The organism is Shewanella sp. VB17 (assembly GCF_013248905.1).
Lineage (GTDB): Bacteria > Pseudomonadota > Gammaproteobacteria > Enterobacterales > Shewanellaceae > Shewanella.
In genome coordinates this window covers 4,938,723-4,958,296 of the sequence record NZ_JABRVS010000001.1, presented here as the reverse complement: position 1 = coordinate 4,958,296, position 19,574 = coordinate 4,938,723, and the positions used below count along the sequence as shown (strand labels likewise).

Genomic DNA, 19,574 nt, shown 5'->3' with positions numbered 1-19,574 from the left:
TCGTACGCTATAATATGTATGCTGTTTATCACATCGGTAAGGATACTTATGTCACAATGAGGAGTGCGAGATGTGATTAATGACAAAATAGAGTCAGACATAACAGCAACAACATCGATGAAAGCTGATGTTTTAGTTGTAGAAGATAACCTTTTATATCAAGAGCTAATCCTTGAACAGCTGTCTATATTAGGCTATCAATGTGATCTGGCTCTAGATGGTATTGATGGTATAAAACATTGGGAGAATGCCGATTACAAAATTATTTTCACTGACTGTAATATGCCTAACCTTAACGGCTATGAAATGACCAAAAAAATTCGTTACTTAGAAAAATTATATAACAAAAGAACGACACCTATTGTGGCTATAACAGGTGCTGCAATGACTGAAGATGTGGATTACGGTTTATCAACGGGAATAGATGATTTTGTTAATAAGCCTATTTTATTAAAAGACTTAAAGGACATCATCGATAAGTGGCATGTGGATGACTGATTCAAATTTAAAAATATTAAATAGACATACCATGTTGGATCTGATTGGAGATGATTCAGTTATGATCCATAAGTTTCAAACTCATTTTTTAGAGCAAGCTACGGAATCATTAAAAAAAATTATTGTTTTTTATCATGATGAAGCATTTGCTGAAATAAAAGAACAAGCACATTTTTTAAAAACATCTGCTGCGGCAGTAGGTGCTGAGCAGTCTGTGCACCTATTAGTATTACTTGAAAAGTCGGCCGAGATAAAAAATAAATTGCAATGCAGTACATTGATTGAAAATATAGAGAAGGCATTAATTTTGGTACGTGAAGAAGTTACACTGTACGGTGAATCAGGTGGGAAATGTGATTTTTAATCCATAACAGCAAATATACATCAAAATGTTATATCAGTAATATTTTGTGGTTTTGAACTCGCTTATTTATACATACAGCTCTAATATTTAAGAAAGACTGCAATAAAGGAACTATTCTCAATGTCGTCAAAAGCCAGTTTGAGCAGCAGTCATTCAAAAGTCATCATGATATACGAGAATGAAGATGATATTTTAGGGGCTTCAGAGATCATTGCTGAGCAGATTGAAGACTATCAAAAATTTTTATTAACCGATAGTATTTATACTAAAATACAAGAGGTTAAACCTTTAGTCATACTGTTTGCGCTCAGTACAGCACAAAAAAGTATTGAATTGTACACGGCATTCATTCAAGATCAGCACTTAGACTATCCTCATCAAAGCGTACTCTTGTGTAAAAACTGTGATTTAAATGTCGCTTTTCATTGTTGTATCAAAGGAGTATTCGATAATTATTTTGTCTATCAACCATTGTATGAAAAATTACGTCTAAAAATCATAGTGCATAATAGTTTATTCATTAGTCAAAATTCCAGCGTTGAGAGAGTATTTCAACAGGATAAATTGGAAAAAATTGCTAAAGACCTTACTGAACTGATAGATAATAGCCGAAATATTAAAAAGTCTTTTTTAAACTCAGTTAAAAAATATCATCATGATCTAAACCCATCTAATCATATGGAGATTGCAAGCGATGTTATAATTAAACAAGACTTCAATACCATTAATCAGCAGCATATAGTGCCTTCAGTAGATGAATTTGAAGAGGATGTTGAAAATAATGTAGACGTAACAATCTCGGGTAAGTCTAGTAAAAATTTGATTAGCAAAGATAAGTTAACATCTCCACTTATTGATGATATAGAGCAACGTAATGCTAAAAGAATTTTGGTCGTTGATGATAATGAGCTATATCGAAACATGTTGATTAAAATATTAGAAAAAGAGCACTATCATGTTGATTTTGCAGATGACGGTCTACATGCACTACATAAAATAAAAAGTAACGATTATTCACTGATATTAATGGACCTATTTATGCCTAAATTAGATGGTATTCATACGACGATGCAGATTAAATCTGTTTGTGATAGTACATCACCGCCTATCATTGCATTAACAGGTAACAAAAATATGAAGTTAATTAAAAATTGGGTCGCTCAAGGAATAAAAGGCTATATTATAAAACCCTCAACTAAAAAAGAGATACTCGGAACCATTAATAAAATTCTCAATTAGCTCTGTTAGCATTCATAACGATAAATAAGATGATGTGACGTACTCAATTACTTGTTAATTAACTTTATACCCATAACATTTTTAATTCAGCAAATCATTGATCTAGATCATTTTTTTGGTTACCTTCTATAGTGTCGAATTAAAATTATAACAATTAAGGGTAAGTTGAAACATGATTCACATATTAAGAGCGTTTATTTTATTTTTAGGGCTTGTGAATAGCATTGTAGCGCATGCTGATACCACTTATGTTTATTGCGCTGTACCTGATGGTAGTGATTGGGATTGGTTGGTGGATAGATCGAATAATTACGTGACAGTAGAAGGGTCATGGGGGCGATATACTTACTCTGATGGTGCTTATTTCAATTATTTTAATGTGTCAAACGCTCAATATCAATCCGTTAACTCACGATGCCCATTAGGAGAGGTGGCTCAACCTGGCGATCGTAATACGTCATCTTGGGAAGTATTTAATATTTTACACCTAGATGGCAGTATTATTGCTGCTGGACATAAAAATATTAATGGGCAGAATACTTCTCCTGCATTTCGTTTATAGGATGATTTACCACCATTAATTTTTAATGAGTGATGGTATTACCGCTGAGCTTATTTGTACAATTTAGGTGGAAAAACAGTCAGGACTGGTCCAGACTATTAACTCACTGATTCTTAATTAGTAGGTGCTAATGCATCTGTCTCATTCTTATCAAAATGCTTCTAAATTGGGCTGTTTTATTTTCCTTGTGGGGCTTACTTTAAGCTCCATATCTGCTTGGTTCGTTCAAACGAATAATGCTGACATTATTGAAGAATCATTGCATGCTAAGTCATTAGAAATTAGTGATATTGTATTGAATCGCTTTACCTTATATCAGTATGGACTTCGTGGTGTGCGCGGCATGATCTCTGCTGCTGGTGAGGACATGATCACTCGAGATATGTTTTACCGTTACAGTCTAACACGCGATATTGATGTTGAATTTCCTGGCGCGCTTGGATTTGGCTTTATTCGACGAGTTTCTCGATCTAATGAAGCTGTATTTTTAGCTAAGGTACGCCAAGATAACTGGCCTAATTTTCAGATCCGTGGTCTTAATTCTCATGATTATGATGAAAAGTACATTATTGAATATATTGAGCCTGTTGAGCTCAACAGGGCGGCTGTTGGTTTGGATATAGCGTCAGAATCCCGTCGTCAAGAAGCGGCAAGCTCAGCATTATTGTCAGGTGAAGTTAGATTATCAGCCCCTATTACCTTAGTGCAGGCAACGGGTAATCCTTTGCAGTCTTTCCTTATTTTACTGCCTATTTATCGCACTGATGATGTAGCTAAAACTCTTGATGAACGTGACGCTGCTGGATTTGGTTGGAGTTATGCGCCTTTAGTGATTGATCAAGTATTAGCAGGTTTAGCGATTAACCAAACATCCACTAAATTGATCCTCAGTGATGTGACTAACTCAGCACAAGCGATTCATTTTTTTGAAACACACCTAGATGATGCAAGGCAGCTAACGCAGTTTAAACATCAAGTGAGTAGAGATATTTTCGGTCGAAAGTGGCAGATTGAAGTGATGGCTTATCCTGAATTTATGGCTAACCTCCATTTACTCAAGCCGAGTGTCGTGTTGTTTTTCGGGTGCATGTTTAGCTTTTTACTGGCTATTTTGGTTGTGGTTTTGTCTTTAGGTTTACAACGTAAAAAACAGGTGTTAGCTGATCAAACAAGGCGTGCAAATATGCTGGAACATTCTTTAGATGGGATAATCAGCTACGATCTTACGGGTTATATTACGAGTTGGAATCAAGGCGCTAAGTCGCTGTTTGGTTACGCAGAATCCGAGGTCATAGGTCGGCGTGGCATCGAGTTGATTGTACCGCCAAGTGAGGTCGCGGAAGAAGAAGCTTGGTTGGCTAAAGTGTTGACTGGAGAGGTGTTATTAAATCAGGTGTCACGTCATCAAGATAAAATGGGTATTGAGCTATCGACTTCAACCACCATGTTGGCAATTTATAACGATCATGGGGCGATTGTTGGCTTAAGCCAGACTATTCGCGACATCACAGATCAGCAAGATGCACAGCTACGGATTGTAAAGTTAAATGAGAGCCTAGAACGTAAAATTACCGATCGTACCCGAGCGCTGCAACAAGCCTTGTCAGAAAATAACGCCCTACTTGAGTCTATCAATGAGCAGTTACTGTATTCTGTGACTGACGTTAATGGCGTTATTCTCGATGTGAATGAATATTTTTGTCGTGTCACTGGCTATAGCAAAGAAGAGCTTATTGGTCACAACCATGCCATGATGAATTCAGGGGAGCACGATGTTGTTTTTTGGCAGGAAATGTGGACTAAAATTAATTCTGGTCAGTCATGGCATGGTGAAATATGCAATAAAAACAAAGATAAAGAGCTTAGGTGGTTCGATACTGTTATTGGTCCTATGTTGGGTGATACCGGTATTATTGAGCGATTTGTCGCATTAAGGACAGACATTACCGATCGTAAATTGGCGCAAATTGCCAAGAATGAACTTGGCGCTCTATTAAGTAACCTTTTTGATGCTGCCACCGAAATATCGATAATAGCGACAGATGAAAATGGACTGATCACTATCTTTAATCGTGGTGCTGAGAACTTACTGGGTTATGCAGCAAGTGAGATGGTTGGTAAATCAAGTCCCGCACCTTTACACGAAGCGCAAGAAGTCGAGGAGCGAGCGGCAGAGTTAACGGCCGAATATGGTTTTGTTATCCAAGAGTTCGATACTTTTGTGTATAAAGCGAGAACCGAGGGGCCAGAGACGAGAAATTGGATCTATATTCGTAAAGATGGCTCTCAGTGCCAAGTGTCCTTGTCTGTCACGGCAATGCGTGACAGTGACGGTGTGCTAATTGGTTACTTAGGGATCGCAACCGATATTTCGCAAAACTTGCAACAACAGGAGGCATTGTTAACTGCCAGTAATCACTTAAGTAAGGCGGCTGAAGTTGCACAATTGGGTATTTGGACGTGGAATTTAGATGACGGTACATTGGTGTGGAATGATCGTATGTTTATGCTTTACGATCAGCCAGAAAGCTTAAAAGAAGAGGGCTTATATTATGAGCATTGGTTGATGCGTATTCATCCTGATGACAGTGCATTTGCGCAGCAAAAATTGAAAGATGCTGTGGAAGGTCATGGTCAATACGATCCTCACTTTAGGATTATAAAAGCCGATGGAACCTTAAGGTATGTGCAGGCTGGAGCGCAGATTGAAAGAGATAAAAACGGTAAAGCGACCAGAGTCATAGGTATTAATCTCGATATTACTGAACAATATGAGTTAGAAACATCGCTGCGGGATGCGAAAAAGAATGCCGATATGGCCAGTGAGGCTAAATCGGCATTTTTAGCTAATATGAGTCATGAAATTCGAACACCAATGAATGGCGTACTAGGCATGCTGAGCTTATTGCTCAAAAGTGATCTAAAAGAAGAGCAAAGAAAAAAAGCGTCGTTAGCCCAATCTAGTGCTAGATCTTTGCTGATGTTAATTAATGATATCTTAGATTACTCTAAGGTGGATGCTGGAAAGTTAGCGCTTGAGAATTTAGATTTTAATGTACGCCAGATGATGGGAGAATTTGCTGAGTCAGTTGCGATTCAAGTTGAAGAAAAAGAGCTGGAGTTGATCCTTGACCTCTCTGGAATCGCACATACCTTAGTAAAAGGAGATCCTAGTAGGCTCAGACAAGTATTGAGTAATTTTGTTGGTAATGCGATTAAATTTACCTCACAAGGTGAGATTGTTATTAAAGCAAAGTTAAGCAATTTTGATGATGTGAGTTGGTACTTTGAGTGTTCAATTAACGATACCGGTATAGGGATCCCTCAGGATAAAGTATCGAGCTTATTTGATTCGTTCAGTCAAGCGGATAGTTCAACGACTCGTATATTTGGCGGTACGGGTCTAGGATTAGCGATAGCTAAAAAGCTCTGCCAATTAATGGGTGGTGATATTAATGTGACCACCGAATTGAATCAAGGTAGTTGTTTTAATTTTTATATTTACTTAGGTAAAAGTGATTATTCTGAACCCGTACTGCCTAAAGTCGATATTAGTGCCCTTAGTGTGTTAATTGTTGATGACAACACTACAAACAGAAAAATGCTAAAAGCCCAGCTTGAATTGTGGGGAGCTGATGTATGTGAAGCCGATAGTGGTAAGCAGGCACTTAAGCTTTGTGGATCTCGGTTTTCGCAACAAGAGAAGCGATTTTTTGATATTGCATTTCTGGATATGCAGATGCCTACAATGGATGGTGTAATGTTAGGTAAGCTGCTACAAACATCGCCTCACTTTAATGACATCAAACTCGTCATGATGACGTCAATGTCACAACAAGATGATACCCAATACTTTGCCAATTTAGGTTTCCACACTTATTTTCCTAAGCCAGCGACTACCGAAGATTTATTCAAAGCACTATCAGTTGTCGAGTTTTGTGAGACGTTAGGTGTTGTAGATCCTTTAGTTAACCATGATTATCCCATTGGACTTACCCAAGAAAATGAGCATCATCGAATAAAAGAGGCACAGGGCTGGAATCAACTTGCTTCAATACTTTTAGTTGAAGATAACCGTGTTAATCAGCTTGTTGTTGAAGGTATTTTGGAAGAGTTTGATATTACGCCCGCTCTGGCTATTAACGGTGTCGAAGCGTTAGAAAAACTCAGTAATAGTGAGCATGTGTTCAACATCATTTTGATGGATTGTCAGATGCCTGAAATGGATGGGTATCAGACCACCAAAGCGATACGCTTAGGTGAAGCGGGTGATCATTATATTGATACAACTATCATTGCGATGACCGCGAATGCAATGATAGGTGATAAAGAAAAATGTATTGAGTCTGGTATGAATGATTATTTATCTAAGCCTATCGATCCAGATAAACTTATTTCAAAGTTAAAGTTGTGGCTAGCATCAACCCCACAGTTAACTAAAAATGATAAAGTATAATAAAATCAGTTAGGTATAATAAGCTTGCTTTGCAAGTGTCGTCTTACTGTAGGCCATTCTGTTGCTATTATCGAATAAACAACGGTATCTCTAATAGAGCCATCTTTTAAAATTTGGTGGTTACGTAAAATACCGTCTTGCTTAGCCCCTAGTCTTTCAATGGCTTTTCTGGAGTTGTGATTAAAAAAATGTGTTCTAAATTCAACAGCTATTGCTGAGTGTTTTTCAAATAAATAGCTTAATAACAGAAGTTTACATTCAGTGTTGACGGGGGTTCGTCTTACTGATGATGAATACCAGGTATATCCAAGCATTGCACGTTTATGTTTTGAATCTACATTGTAAAACCGAGTAGTACCCACTATGTTATTGGTTTGGTTACACCTAACAGCAAAGGCGATATCGCCATTTTTCGCCGCTAAAATAGCGTCATCTACATAGGCTGTCATAGCATCTGGGGAGGGAACGCTTGCGAACCATAATTTCCAAGATTCTCCATCTAACACAGCTTGTTGTAAATCTTGGATGTGACTAACACTCAATGGTTCGAGTGTCACAAAATCACCGGTAAGTTGGCTATTAGACAACCACTTCATACGATATACCTTAATTGTTGATTTTCCCTAATTAGGCTACAACATTTTTCCCAAACAAGAATTTTTTATAGGGGATAAGTATGTACCATTGTAGGCGGTGGTGATGAGTAAGGTGCTCTATTTTATAAGCCTATATTACTCACCACGTTAGTCATCGAGTCGCGGTGTTGCTCAGCCCTTGAGTGTGATGGATGACATGGTATTCATCAGGTTATTTGATAAATGCAAAGGCATCGCCATAAAGGTGGTCTTCTTCAACTCCCATGGTACGAAATACTTCGCGGGCGGTGCCGACCATATCGAAACGTCCAGCGATATAGATATCGTAACCATTTAAACTGATAAAATCAGATTTGAGTTGTTCGAGTAAATTGGCTTCTTTGCCATCCCATCCAGCAGAGGCTTGTTCAATGACTGGGACGAAGTTCATCCACGGGTAAGTGTTATGCCATTGACGAGCAATGGTTTCGTAATACATTGCATCTTGAGTACGGCAGCCCCAATAAAGTGTGGTTGGGATCTTTTGCTGTAGTGCTATCTGGTGTTCAATAATACTTTTAATGTAAGAGAAACCAGAGCCGCCTGCAATCAGTAAGCGCGCACGTCCACTTTCATGACGCAGATGTGCATCGCCACCTGGTGCTTCAATTTCTATTGATGTTCCATTTTGTAAGCTTTCTTGCATACGCTTTACGACTTGCATAGGGTAGCTCTCACTGACGGCGGCCCCAATATGAAGTTCGATGTGTTCTGAATCAGGTGCTGATGCGATAGAAAACGGACGTTTGTCAGTGTCACCCATAATAACACAAAGGTATTGACCGGCCTTAAAGTCGAACGCTATTTCTGGTTTCAAAATGATTTGGTATACCGCATCATTAAACGGAGTGACTTGCTTTATCTGGCAACGAATTGTGTTCATTTAACATCCTTTTTGTCCCTCTCTAGTGGAGGTTCAATAAATATCTACTTATAGAATTATAAGGTAGGGGTAGCATCTATGCCTAAGTCAGCCCAGATTTTATCAACCCTATCCTTAACCGCTTGATCCATTACTATCGGGGTGCCCCATTCACGATTGGTTTCCCCTTGCCATTTATTGGTCGCATCCATGCCCATCTTTGAACCTAATCCTGCTACAGGTGAAGCAAAATCGAGGTAGTCAATCGGGGTGTTTTCTATCAGCACAGTGTCGCGTTTAGGATCCATACGTGTTGTGATGGCCCAAATCACATCATTCCAATCACGACAGTTGACGTCGTCATCAACCACAATGATAAACTTGGTATACATAAATTGACGTAGAAAGGACCAAGCGCCCATCATTACGCGTTTAGCATGACCTGGATATTGTTTACGTATTGAAATCACCGCCATCCTGTATGAACAACCTTCAGGCGGCAGATAAAAATCAATAATTTCAGGGTACTGTTTACGTAAAATAGGCACAAATACTTCATTTAGTGCCATACCTAACATAGCAGGCTCGTCTGGTGGACGTCCTGTATATGTGCTGTGGTAGATGGCGTCTTTTCTGTGGCTAATGTGAGTTACAGTAAAAACGGGGAATGTGTCTGTTTCGTTATAATAGCCAGTGTGGTCACCATAAGGCCCTTCTTCGGCCGTTTCCTCTGGATCAATATACCCTTCTAAAATGATTTCGCTGGTGGCTGGAACTTCTAAATCACAACTGAGTGCTTTGCATACCTCGGTGCGTTCGCCACGAAGGAGTCCAGCAAAGGCGTATTCACTCATTGAGTCAGGCACAGGGGTTACGGCGGCTAAAATGGTGACTGGGTCGCTGCCTAATGCGACAACAACAGGGTAACGCTCACCAGGGAACTGCTCCTTGAAATCTTTAAAGTCGAGGGCGCCACCGCGATGATCAAGCCACCGCATAATGAGTTTGTTTTTGCCGAGTAGTTGTTGGCGATAAATACCTAAGTTTTGACGTTTCTGCCGTGGTCCCTTAGTGATGGTTAACCCCCAAGAGACCAGAGGGGCAACATCACCGGGCCAACAGTGTTGAATAGGTAGTTTAGTCAGATCGACATCATTACCTGTTTTTATCACTTGCTGACAAGGGGGATTACGCACTGTCTTGGGCGGCATATTTAAGGCTTGTTTGAACATGGGTATTTTAGCCATCGCATCTTTAAAGCCACTTGGGGGTTCTGGTTCCTTTAAAAAAGCGAGCAATTCACCTACCTCTCTTAATGCAAGAGGATCTTCTTTGCTTAATGCCATCGCCACTCTCTTTGGAGTGCCAAAAAGATTCACCAACACTGGCATTGTGTTACCCACTGGGTTTTCAAATAATAGAGCAGGGCCTTGTGTGCGTAACACTCGATCGGCAATTTCTGTCATTTCCAGATGAGGATCAACCGGATGGCTAATACGCTTAAGTTCACCTTTGCTTTCCAGGTGGTCTATAAAACTGCGCAAATCCTTAAAACTCATGTGGAAATAATCCTGCTGATAAATGTTGTATGGCGGGCACTATAGCATTTTTAGCCCTTATATTTCACTACTGGCAATGAAGATTATTAACGGTTAAATATTAGCATTGTTTGCATGATTTCAGATCGTGCCTATCTGCGTGAGTTTGGAGTATTCGATGTGGTTTGGGAATATGAGTTAACAGGCGTAGTATAGGATTTAAATACAGGTTAAAAAGGCGTTTATTATGGGGTTATTTTTTAGTAAATCTAGCGCAGTTCAACTTTTTATCAGTGTAGTCATATTATTTGCTTCAATGTTAAGCTTAGCTGCTGGTGCGAATGAGTATGATAGATTGCATTGGCGCAGTCATATTTGGGCGCAACCTAATTGGAATAATAGTTGGGGAGTGGGGGGAGGTTCTCCTTACTTTAATCATTATGGTTATCGTCCTTACTGGGTTAATCATTGGAACCGCCCCTATGGGAATTATCCTGATCGTTATTATCGTCGCAACAATAGTGTGACTTATCAAACTGAGCAATCTAAACCGATTATTGCACCGCAAAGAGTGACGACAAGTATTCAATATGCGGAAGGTCTTAAGAGACTCCCTGACAATACCAGAGTGAGTCAAAAAGACGGACGGACTATTTATGAGTGGCAAGGTATTGAGTATATTTTTGATTGGAGCAGTGAGACTTATCGGGAGGTAAAGTAGTATTTATATCGATGGCTATTTTTGTACATTGACTGGTATTGGTCATTTGCTGTTATCGTTTGCCTCCTAGACGAATGACTCGATGTGTTTAAAATGAGGATCTGTGAGTATAGAGCAGGATTTTGTGGCTAATATTAACCTTGTTTTCGCCGCTTTCAGATATTCTATACTTCAGCTAGTCATATGTAATCGCAACTAAGTTCCTCTTCAAGTATAAAAATGAGGCGATAAGTTAGCTATTTTTCTGCTTGTTGCCTGAAATTTTTAACTAATAATGCATAAAGCATCATTCCCTTCCTATACTAGTTAGTAGTTGTGTATTTCTCCTTCAAGCTTAAGCAGCTTTGAGCCCATTTGAGTACTGAGTATGAGTGAAATAAAGAAATCGGAAATTCTTACTGAAAGCGGAACGAATGAACTTGAAATTATCGAGTTTCATTTACATAAGACATTAGATGCTGGTGGCTATAAAGTTTGCCATTATGGCATCAATGTGGCCAAGGTCCGAGAAGTGATCAGAGTGCCAGATACGTCGGATTATCCTAATGCTCAATCCCATATGGTCGGAGTTTTCTCCTTACGTGACAATCTCATTCCTTTGGTAGATTTGGCTGGTTGGCTTGGGATCCCAACGGCAGATGATTTGGCTCATAAAGTGGTCATTGTCACCGATTTTAATAAAATGATTAATGGTTTTTTAATCGATAGTGTTCGTAGTATTCATCGAGTGTCATGGGAGCAAGTTGAATCTCCCAGCCAATTTCTTGAAGCCGGAGAGCAAGATTGCGTTGTTGCAGTGGTACGCCGTGAAGGTCATCTGATTATGGTTTTGGATTTCGAGAAAATTATTGCCGATATTAATCCTGAATTGAGCATGGACAAGTACGATGTCACATTAGATAAAAGCGTGCTTATTAATGATGAAATGGTGGCAAAGCGTGAAGCTAAAACAATATTGATTGTTGATGATTCGGCATTTATTCGTAAGATGATTGAAAATACACTGCGAACCGCGGGGTACAATATCATTACGGCTAAAGATGGCGGTGATGCCTTAGAAATGATGGAAGAGTTTTATAGGTTGGCAACAGAAGCTGGAGCGTCAGTTGATGACATGGTGAGTGGCGTGATTTCTGATGTTGAGATGCCCCGTATGGATGGATTGCATCTGGTTAAACGCCTGAGAGAAATACCTGTTTATAAAGTGATACCGATAGTGATGTTTTCATCTCTGATGAGTGAGGATAATCGAGGCAAGGCATTAGCACTAGGTGCCAATGATACTATTACAAAACCAGAAATAGGCCGTATGGTGTCTTTAATTGATAGTTTTGTACTTTAACATTTATACATAAGTAGCTATAAATACAGTATTTATCATGTCTATTAGTGGTCTAGTTCAAGGGCGTATATGGTTTCCGTCTTACTTTTAATAATAAGTAATGACAAAAATGTTGGTATACGGTTAATAATTTTTTAACGCCGTCTCTGAGGCGTGATTGCCTATCATGGTATAAGTGTCAGGCCGATTAACGACTTGGCTCCCCAATATACTCACCCGTCTCTTTTTGGCCTATAGCCCTAACAGTAATTGCATCTAAATAATTGTTCATTCAGTGGGAGTTCAAAGCACTGAAAGTAAGGGCTGCATTTGCTCCTGCAATACAGACATTCGCCACATCCATGTGGCTAGCAGATGATTGAAGCTAATCGTTATTCTAAATCTAAATCATTTAATGCCGCTGTCATTGAGTGTTGTTTCATTGAATATCAATCTTTTTGTTTCTAGTACAAGAAAGCAATCCATTCCATTCTGTTTTACTAACTATGCATGTAAGGGGTTAAGACTTTAAAAATATTTCATATCGATGAAAGGTAAATTCCCCTTGTTGATATTGGCTGAGATAATGCATACCTAATTTCACTAATACATTGATTGAGGCTATGTTTTCATCGACAGCATCGCCAAAAACCTGATCAAGTTCCATATGCTTTTTCGCATATTCAATGCAAGCTAAGTTTGATTCCGTCGCATAACCTGTACCCCAATATTCAGGGTGAAAACGGTAGCCAATATCAATGGCATTAATGCGACTTTCATTCTTAAAACCGCAGAAACCAATCACTTCATTACTCTCTTTGAGTACCACTGCCCAGCGACCAAAGCCGAATTTTTTATAATCTACTAACCAGCGATCTCGAATAATATTCTCAGCATCAGTCAGGCTTTCACACATGCCTGCATCACCAGTGAAGCGATTAACCTCAGTAGGGGCATTAAAGTGATAGACAGCCTTTGCATCATCGAGATTAAACTCGCGGATAATTAGGCGTTGCGTCTCGGTTATAATCTTGCTCATTAGGGGACTCTCTTTTTATTGTTAGCCTGGCTAACTGTCTTGCTTTTTAGTTTATCTTGAGTGTAAAAACCAAAACAGATACAGTTACACTTAATAAAACCCAATACAGATTTTGAGCGTATGGCCGAATTTAAATATCTAAATATTGTCGATGAAATGATTCGGGCTATCGAGTCTGGTATTTTTTCAGATAAAACGGGTCGCCATAAACTCACTTCATTGCGGTGTTACGCTAAAAATAAAGGGGTTGGCGTATCGACAGTGAGTCAAGCTTATATTGAGCTTGAAAAACAAGGGTGGATCTACTCCGAGCCTAAAAAAGGTTATTTTGTCGCCTTAAAAAAAGAATCTAAGCAACCCGATTATGGACGTAAGATTAATCGGGTACATGCCCAGTTAGATTTAGCGAATGCGGTACAATATTCCTTTAATGATCCAGATATCCTGGCTTTATCATGTACGGCTCCCAGCACGGTTATCAATCAAGAGCTATTGCTTAACCGCTTACATAAACAAGTGATTAGACAGCGTCCCTATAAACTGATGATGCAAACACCTATCGAAGGGATTGTAGAGCTTAGGCATGAAATCTGTCGTCACTTATTGCGTTCAGGCCAAGTATTTTCTAAAGATCAGGTATTGGTGACTAATGGTAGGAAAGAAGGACTATTATTGGCATTAGCCGCGGCTAAAACCATAGGGAAAACAGTCGCTGTAGAGTCTCCGGTATCATTTTTCTTTCAAACCGTGTTAACACAATTAAATAGTGATGTGATTGAAGTGCCCATGCAGGAAAATTATACTGATGAGTTAGTATTGCTTACTAAGGCACATAAAATTCAGTGTTTTGACACTTATTTAGTCAATCCTAACTTTGCCGATCCTACTGGGCGTGTATTATCAGTTGAAGATAAACAATCTTTGATTGAGTGGGCGAATGAGCATGATGTTACCTTAATTGAATATGATCGTGGAGAACTTTCTTTTGGGCCCTCTCGCCCAGTAACCATTGCTAGTTTAGTCACTCAGGCTCAGCCTTGTAAAGTGATTAGCATAGCTGACTTCTTTGACACCATTTCGCCAGCAATCAGCTTAGGTTATTTATTGTGTATTAATACCTTTTTATCATGTCAGTTTGCCAAGCAAACGATGGCAGAGGAGCCAAATATTGCATTGCAATATATGGTGACAAATGTAATGTCATCGGGTGAATACCACACCTTAGTGGGTAAGCTGAGAGCTCTGATGAGCGTTAATTACCTTAAAATGAAAAATTTAATGAAGACAGTGCTCGCTGATGCAATTTATATGAGCCAGCCATCGGGTGGGCCCAGCATCTGGTGTAAATTGCCAGCTAGCTATTCGAGTGAAAATTTATGGGGTTACGTTATAAAAGAAAAGGTATCAATTGCACCTGGAGCCATGTTTTCTTTTGACAAGCGTTATGATAGTTATTTCCGGATCACCTTTGCCCTGCCTTGGGATGAAAAAATGGAGCAGGGCATTTTACGATTGGCTGAGGTGATTAATGCTTACCTAATGGAAAATAAGCATTAACTATTGTGCTTTATTGGTTGTAACAGCTGGCATAGCTTACCACTGAACCTCAGCGAGAGGATTTTCGCCTTCCGCTATAATGGTTTTGACTATTCGATTATCTTTATCTAACAATATCAATCTAGGGATCCCCGCATTGGCAAATTTGGCATAAATGCTTCTATCTGTATCTGTAACTAGAGGGAAGTTGATCTCATATTCAGCTGCAAACTTATCTAATGTTTGTTTATTTTCTTCACGGCCGATAGCGATAATGTCTATGTTGGGATCAAGGTTGAATTCCGATCCTATTAAGGCTTTGATGGCTCTTTGGGAATCCGGGCACCAAGTTGCAAACAATACCAGTAATTTAACATTTTGGGATTGATTTAAATTTATTTGATTACCTTGTGTATCGGTAAACTGGGTCATTGGTACACCTTCGCCAGTTTTTACATAGGTTTGATATTCTGTTTGGTGCACATCTTGTTGTAGCGTGGGAGAGCTGGTGCAACCTGTGATGGAGAGAGTGGTGAAAAATAAACTAATAGCAATGAGCCTTTTCATAGAGTATAGATTCTCTTAACAGTAGTGAGATAAAGTCGAACTAAGTTATCACTTTTTTATACTGTGTGGTATATAGAGAGTGAAGGAAGTGGTTTTACAGTATTGCATTTAAGTCGTGATTTTGGATAGAGGTTATTTTAATTGCTGATTTGAATAAAAAATGTGCCGTTAAACACTTAATTAGCTTAATGGGCTATTTTTTATGCATTTGAAACACATTGGGCTTTACATTGCCGTCAACAATCCCTATTATCAGCGGCGTTCGGAGGGATGGCAGAGTGGTCGAATGCACCGGTCTTGAAAACCGGCACGGGTTTATAGCCCGTCTAGGGTTCAAATCCCTATCCCTCCGCCACATTAAGAAAAAAGGCTACTCGAAAGAGTAGCCTTTTTTCGTTTGAAATATTCCTATTATTTATATCATTCAATACAGCATGCAAGACTTTGAAACCCGTCCTATGGAAGGCTCTCAAACATCCCATTTCTGCTCTGCATCGATTCATAAGGAAATAACCATTCTTTCATCATGCGCCTCTAAATTGTTCATATATTTAATGCAATTTGTATTATTGTAATGTGAACAATTAATGTCATTGATTGCAGTGAATAGACTGCTAGTCGTGCCAGTGCTATTTTATGCAAGTTAAAAACATATAAACATAAAAAGATACAACTTTTATTGATAGATTAAACAGCCATAAAAAATAAGTATAGAGAGGCTATAACTAAAGCATAACTTGGATAAGTATAAGTATTTATTAGTGATTTAACTACTTTGTATACAATAAAAAACAAGGCTTTAGTTATCAATATAATTATAAAAATGGATTAAAATCTGAAGGAAGGGACGTTTATGCCAGTAAGTATACCAAATAGTATTCAAAATAGTGCCATTCGCTCGACAATCTCTTATGTTGAATCTAATAATATAGAGTCAACTCCAGTCGTACTTCAAAAATCTCGTTCGCTTCCTTCTTTGCAAAGATTTAGCTCAACATTAGAACAAAGAGGTATGCAAGAACAGCATTTAACAGGGCTAAGGCTGTCTAAATCAGAAGGTAACTTACACAAAGAGGGCAGAGTTATTACTGACAATTTATCTGCTATTGTTGATAAGTTAAACGCAACAGAAGTTATTAGCAATTCAAATCCTGCTGTAAAAAAACCGCTTTTAGCAATACGCATCATCATGGATAAACCTCCACAGCCGACGGGCATTATGTCAATTAATGATACTGCAAATTTATCTTACCAATTTGAAAAGTTGGCAAAGTTATTACCCAAAGGTGAGGTAAGAGAAATCTGTAGCTTGCTCGGTCAAAATATGAAAAGTGGTTGGATAACCCAAAAGAATCAAGAGTTAAACTCAGAAAAAAAACAACAGCTTGCGCCTCTAGGTACCCCCGGCGCATCAGAAACTAAAAGTGTTTCTGTTGGAGTCAGTACTGGAGTCAGTTTGTTGCCTTCATCTGGAGAGGTTGGTTCAATAGGCCCTTCTGTTGATTTATCTGGCGGCATTCAGAAAAGCACAGGCTACTCATCTGATGATGAGACCTTATTTTTTATAGACTCTGGGGCTGGAAGTAAAGTCAAAGTGGGTGCGGGGGTAAAAGCGCAAATAACCGAGGAAATAGGGGCTAAATTGGGGGCTAATGCTCAATTAAGTCATACTAGAACCACCTTTAAAGAATATGACAGTGTTGAACAGTATGTCGATAGAAAAGGACATAAGCTCAATAGCGCTAATCGTAAACAATACATTGATAGCATCAAGCCTAATAAAGCCACTAATTTTATTAGAAATCACCTGCCTTTTAATCTTGGATCTGAATTAAAGGACCTAAAGTCAGAGCGTCAACAAGCTGCCAATAGCCAACATCGTTTAAATGATTTACTAAAAACGGTATTAGATATAGAAGTCAATATTAAGGCTGCTCCCATTGAGAGAAGTAAACCTCTTATGGGGCATTACAACACTTGGGTTGGAGAAGTTAAATTAGAAGCTAATGCAGGAATGACAGCTGAAATAGGTGATTCGGGGATAAAATTAGCAGCTGGTGCAGGAGCCAGTCATCAAAGAGCGGTGACTAATATTTATGAATTCGTGCCTAGTCAATTTTATGATGTTATTAAAGGAAATGCTGATAAATTAGATGAATTACCCGCTAATATGACTCGGCATGCAAAAGAAATCGTTCCTGAAAATTTTGGTTCAAACGCAGCAACGAAAGGTTTGAAGCTCTTATCGCAAGATCTAGATAGTTATTATAAAACCGTGCAACAATATGATTATTTTAAATCAGCAAAAAATAAAAACCCTGATGCGATTAAGCAATTTAAACAATGCAGGATAGATAAGCATACGATTGAAAATCGTTGGGGAGCCATTGGGCGGCATCAGTTTGTCCAGTTTGCTAATGCATCTCATGCCTATTTAGCGAATAAAGCTGTGGCTGAAGATCCACAATCAAAGGCATTAACTGACGAGCAATCAAAGAATAAGATGGATTTGATTGCTAATGTGGCAATCAAAACCCAATCTCCTCCTATCACACATTCTAGGAAGCGTTTAGATAAAATAGCGACGTTTACACAGCAGATATATTTGAAAATCACTGACAAGAAAACAGGTATTAATATCTCTGCAGGCCCCTTTTCTGCTCAGTTAGATGTATTACAAAGAGAACGTATTCACCCAAGCCGGATACGTGATGGTAGTTATGTCGATCTTAATCTAACGTGGAAGGTATCTGGATCTGTACAAGGTCTTGTGGATAAAGCCAGTATTACGGCAAAAATTAATGATGCCGCCGCTAAAGAGGGTGTGCAATTACCACAAGAATTCGAGTTTTCTCCGGATTTAAGCGGTGGAAAGTCAGGTACTGTGTTGATACGTTTCTTTAAACCTAATTACGCTAAAGAATCTGATTTTGACGGAGATAAAGGTTATAGGCGTCAATTTGTTCGTCATTTAAGCTCGGTTTCAGCAGGAAGCGGATTAGGCGCAGGTGCTATGATTGCACCTGCGGTAAATGTCGGTGCTAATGTGGCGTTTAATTATAGTAAAACGACAGTGTCAGGTGAAAAAATAGGCACTGAAGATCTTACCTATAGTATGACGCGTTATAATCGAGCTTTCCGTAACGCGGGTAAAGATCCTGCGAATAAAGAATGGCAGTCATTTGCAAATGACAATAAAGTTCAATATCAAAAAATGTTTAGCCATCTTGGTGACAAGACACACCAGATTAATAAAGAAGCACAACATTTTCTGAATGAGCTGGTGGATAAAGCACCAGATGAAGCAAGTAAAAGTAAAGCACAATCTTTGTCTAATAAGTTCAATCAAGCGATGAATGATTTTCAAGCAGATCCAACGAGTGAAGATAAATTCAATGATGCTAAAGTGTATTTTAATGATTTTCTTGAGCAGCAAACTCAGCCATGGTGGGCAGATCATACTAGCTCTTGGACGGATTTACCTTTCAAACAGAAATCAGATTCTGGATTAGACTTGGGGACTAGAATTAAAAAAGGACTTCATCTTCATGAACGAGTAAAAGAACAAACTGCGATTCATAGGCAAGAGCCAATAAGAGTGTAACTTTAAGTTAAACGATGAATAAAAATTAATATGGTTAAAGCGAATGAATGAGATAGAAATTAAGATAAAAGCGCTTTTTGTTGAATTGAGTGACTCAGTAGGAAGTGATTTAGATATAGAAACTGGGATTTGCGCACTCTATGATCAGGATGGTCATGAAGCCGCAATTATTGAAATACCTAAAAATAGTGAAATGATCATCCTGCATTGTGAGTTATTCAGCGTGAATGAGGAGCTGACTATTGAGGCGTATCAACAGATAATGCAACAAAATTTTCTTATTGGTGATATGAAAGGTTGTTGGTTTGCTTTGGAAGGGAGTTCATTAAAATTATGCACTAAACGCTTCATTGCAGATATGAATGGGTTACGTTTTTGTCATTTAGTTAATGGCTTTATTCAACAAGGAAAAGAATGGCGAGAAAAATTTCCTCAATTATTAGCTACCAAGTTAGATAACCCATTATCGCCTTGGTTAGCTGTATAAGGAGTTATCTGAATATGAGCTTGTTCGTTGACAAGCTCATTGTCAGTAGAATTCAAGACAGTTCTACTTTCTCATAAATATCGTTTTAGAAAATTAATTTAAGATATTATAGCGACAAACTTATTTCCTTACTTCCTACCGACTT

15 protein-coding genes and 1 tRNA gene are annotated in these 19,574 nt (G+C 38.6%); 11 read left to right on the top strand and 5 right to left on the bottom strand.

Translation table 11 applies throughout. The features are described 5' to 3' along the window. Positions 1-72: 72 nt before the first annotated feature. The 5 genes from HQQ94_RS21375 to HQQ94_RS21355 all read left to right on the top strand — a co-directional run bounded on the left by HQQ94_RS21375 (position 73) and on the right by HQQ94_RS21355 (position 7,119). Positions 73-498, top strand: a complete 426-nt coding sequence (locus HQQ94_RS21375; RefSeq protein ID WP_309247265.1) for a response regulator — start codon at positions 73-75, stop codon at positions 496-498. Beyond that, positions 491-862, top strand: coding sequence for an Hpt domain-containing protein (locus tag HQQ94_RS21370; RefSeq protein WP_173296309.1), 372 nt, complete (start codon positions 491-493; stop codon positions 860-862). The genes HQQ94_RS21375 and HQQ94_RS21370 overlap by 8 nt, the downstream gene beginning before the upstream one ends. Positions 863-982: 120 nt before the next feature. Continuing rightward, positions 983-2,101 carry a response regulator gene (locus HQQ94_RS21365; protein ID WP_254304121.1) on the top strand — a complete coding sequence of 373 codons (1,119 nt, stop codon included), beginning with the start codon at positions 983-985 and terminating at the stop codon, positions 2,099-2,101. Positions 2,102-2,273: 172 nt separating this feature from the next. Further along, the gene (locus HQQ94_RS21360; RefSeq protein ID WP_173296308.1) at positions 2,274-2,663 is read left to right on the top strand and encodes a hypothetical protein; all 390 of its coding nucleotides are present in this window, start codon (positions 2,274-2,276) and stop codon (positions 2,661-2,663) included. Positions 2,664-2,793: 130 nt separating this feature from the next. Continuing rightward, entirely contained in the window at positions 2,794-7,119 is a 4,326-nt protein-coding gene (locus HQQ94_RS21355; RefSeq protein ID WP_173296307.1) for a PAS domain S-box protein, read from the top strand. A 5-nt stretch (positions 7,120-7,124) separates the two neighbouring features. Here HQQ94_RS21355 and HQQ94_RS21350 read toward each other — a convergent pair whose 3' ends face one another. The 3 genes from HQQ94_RS21350 to ubiD all read right to left on the bottom strand — a co-directional run bounded on the left by HQQ94_RS21350 (position 7,125) and on the right by ubiD (position 10,175). Continuing rightward, the gene (locus tag HQQ94_RS21350; RefSeq protein ID WP_173296306.1) at positions 7,125-7,715 is read right to left on the bottom strand and encodes a GNAT family N-acetyltransferase; all 591 of its coding nucleotides are present in this window, start codon (positions 7,713-7,715) and stop codon (positions 7,125-7,127) included. Positions 7,716-7,926: 211 nt separating this feature from the next. Next, positions 7,927-8,637, bottom strand: coding sequence for an NAD(P)H-flavin reductase (gene fre / locus HQQ94_RS21345; protein ID WP_173296305.1), 711 nt, complete (start codon positions 8,635-8,637; stop codon positions 7,927-7,929). Positions 8,638-8,693: 56 nt separating this feature from the next. Continuing rightward, positions 8,694-10,175, bottom strand: a complete 1,482-nt coding sequence (gene ubiD, locus HQQ94_RS21340) for a 4-hydroxy-3-polyprenylbenzoate decarboxylase (protein WP_173296304.1) — start codon at positions 10,173-10,175, stop codon at positions 8,694-8,696. A 226-nt stretch (positions 10,176-10,401) separates the two neighbouring features. Between ubiD and HQQ94_RS21335 the strand changes: the two genes are divergently transcribed. Continuing rightward, positions 10,402-10,875 carry a hypothetical protein gene (locus HQQ94_RS21335; protein WP_254304120.1) on the top strand — a complete coding sequence of 158 codons (474 nt, stop codon included), beginning with the start codon at positions 10,402-10,404 and terminating at the stop codon, positions 10,873-10,875. Between the two features lie 367 nt (positions 10,876-11,242). Beyond that, complete coding sequence (locus HQQ94_RS21330; RefSeq protein ID WP_173296303.1) at positions 11,243-12,217, top strand: chemotaxis protein; 975 nt, start codon at positions 11,243-11,245, stop codon at positions 12,215-12,217. 499 nt (positions 12,218-12,716) lie between these two features. Here the strand turns inward: HQQ94_RS21330 and HQQ94_RS21325 are convergent, their stop codons facing one another. Further along, on the bottom strand, positions 12,717-13,235 hold the full coding sequence (locus HQQ94_RS21325) for a GNAT family N-acetyltransferase (RefSeq protein ID WP_173296302.1): 519 nt from the start codon (positions 13,233-13,235) through the stop codon (positions 12,717-12,719). A 120-nt stretch (positions 13,236-13,355) separates the two neighbouring features. Here HQQ94_RS21325 and HQQ94_RS21320 point away from each other — a divergent pair, with 120 nt between their 5' ends. Then, positions 13,356-14,792, top strand: coding sequence for a PLP-dependent aminotransferase family protein (locus HQQ94_RS21320; protein ID WP_173296301.1), 1,437 nt, complete (start codon positions 13,356-13,358; stop codon positions 14,790-14,792). A gap of 36 nt (positions 14,793-14,828) precedes the next feature. Here HQQ94_RS21320 and HQQ94_RS21315 read toward each other — a convergent pair whose 3' ends face one another. Next, complete coding sequence (locus tag HQQ94_RS21315) at positions 14,829-15,338, bottom strand: TlpA disulfide reductase family protein (protein ID WP_173296300.1); 510 nt, start codon at positions 15,336-15,338, stop codon at positions 14,829-14,831. A 264-nt stretch (positions 15,339-15,602) separates the two neighbouring features. Between HQQ94_RS21315 and HQQ94_RS21310 the strand changes: the two genes are divergently transcribed. The 3 genes from HQQ94_RS21310 (at position 15,603) to HQQ94_RS21300 (ending at position 19,429) form a co-directional block, all read left to right on the top strand. Beyond that, a tRNA-Ser gene (locus tag HQQ94_RS21310) sits at positions 15,603-15,693 on the top strand. 498 nt (positions 15,694-16,191) lie between these two features. Further along, complete coding sequence (locus HQQ94_RS21305; RefSeq protein WP_173296299.1) at positions 16,192-18,942, top strand: hypothetical protein; 2,751 nt, start codon at positions 16,192-16,194, stop codon at positions 18,940-18,942. 43 nt (positions 18,943-18,985) lie between these two features. After that, a complete protein-coding gene (locus HQQ94_RS21300; protein WP_173296298.1) occupies positions 18,986-19,429 on the top strand; it encodes a type III secretion system chaperone in 444 nt (147 codons plus the stop codon). Positions 19,430-19,574 lie beyond the last annotated feature (145 nt).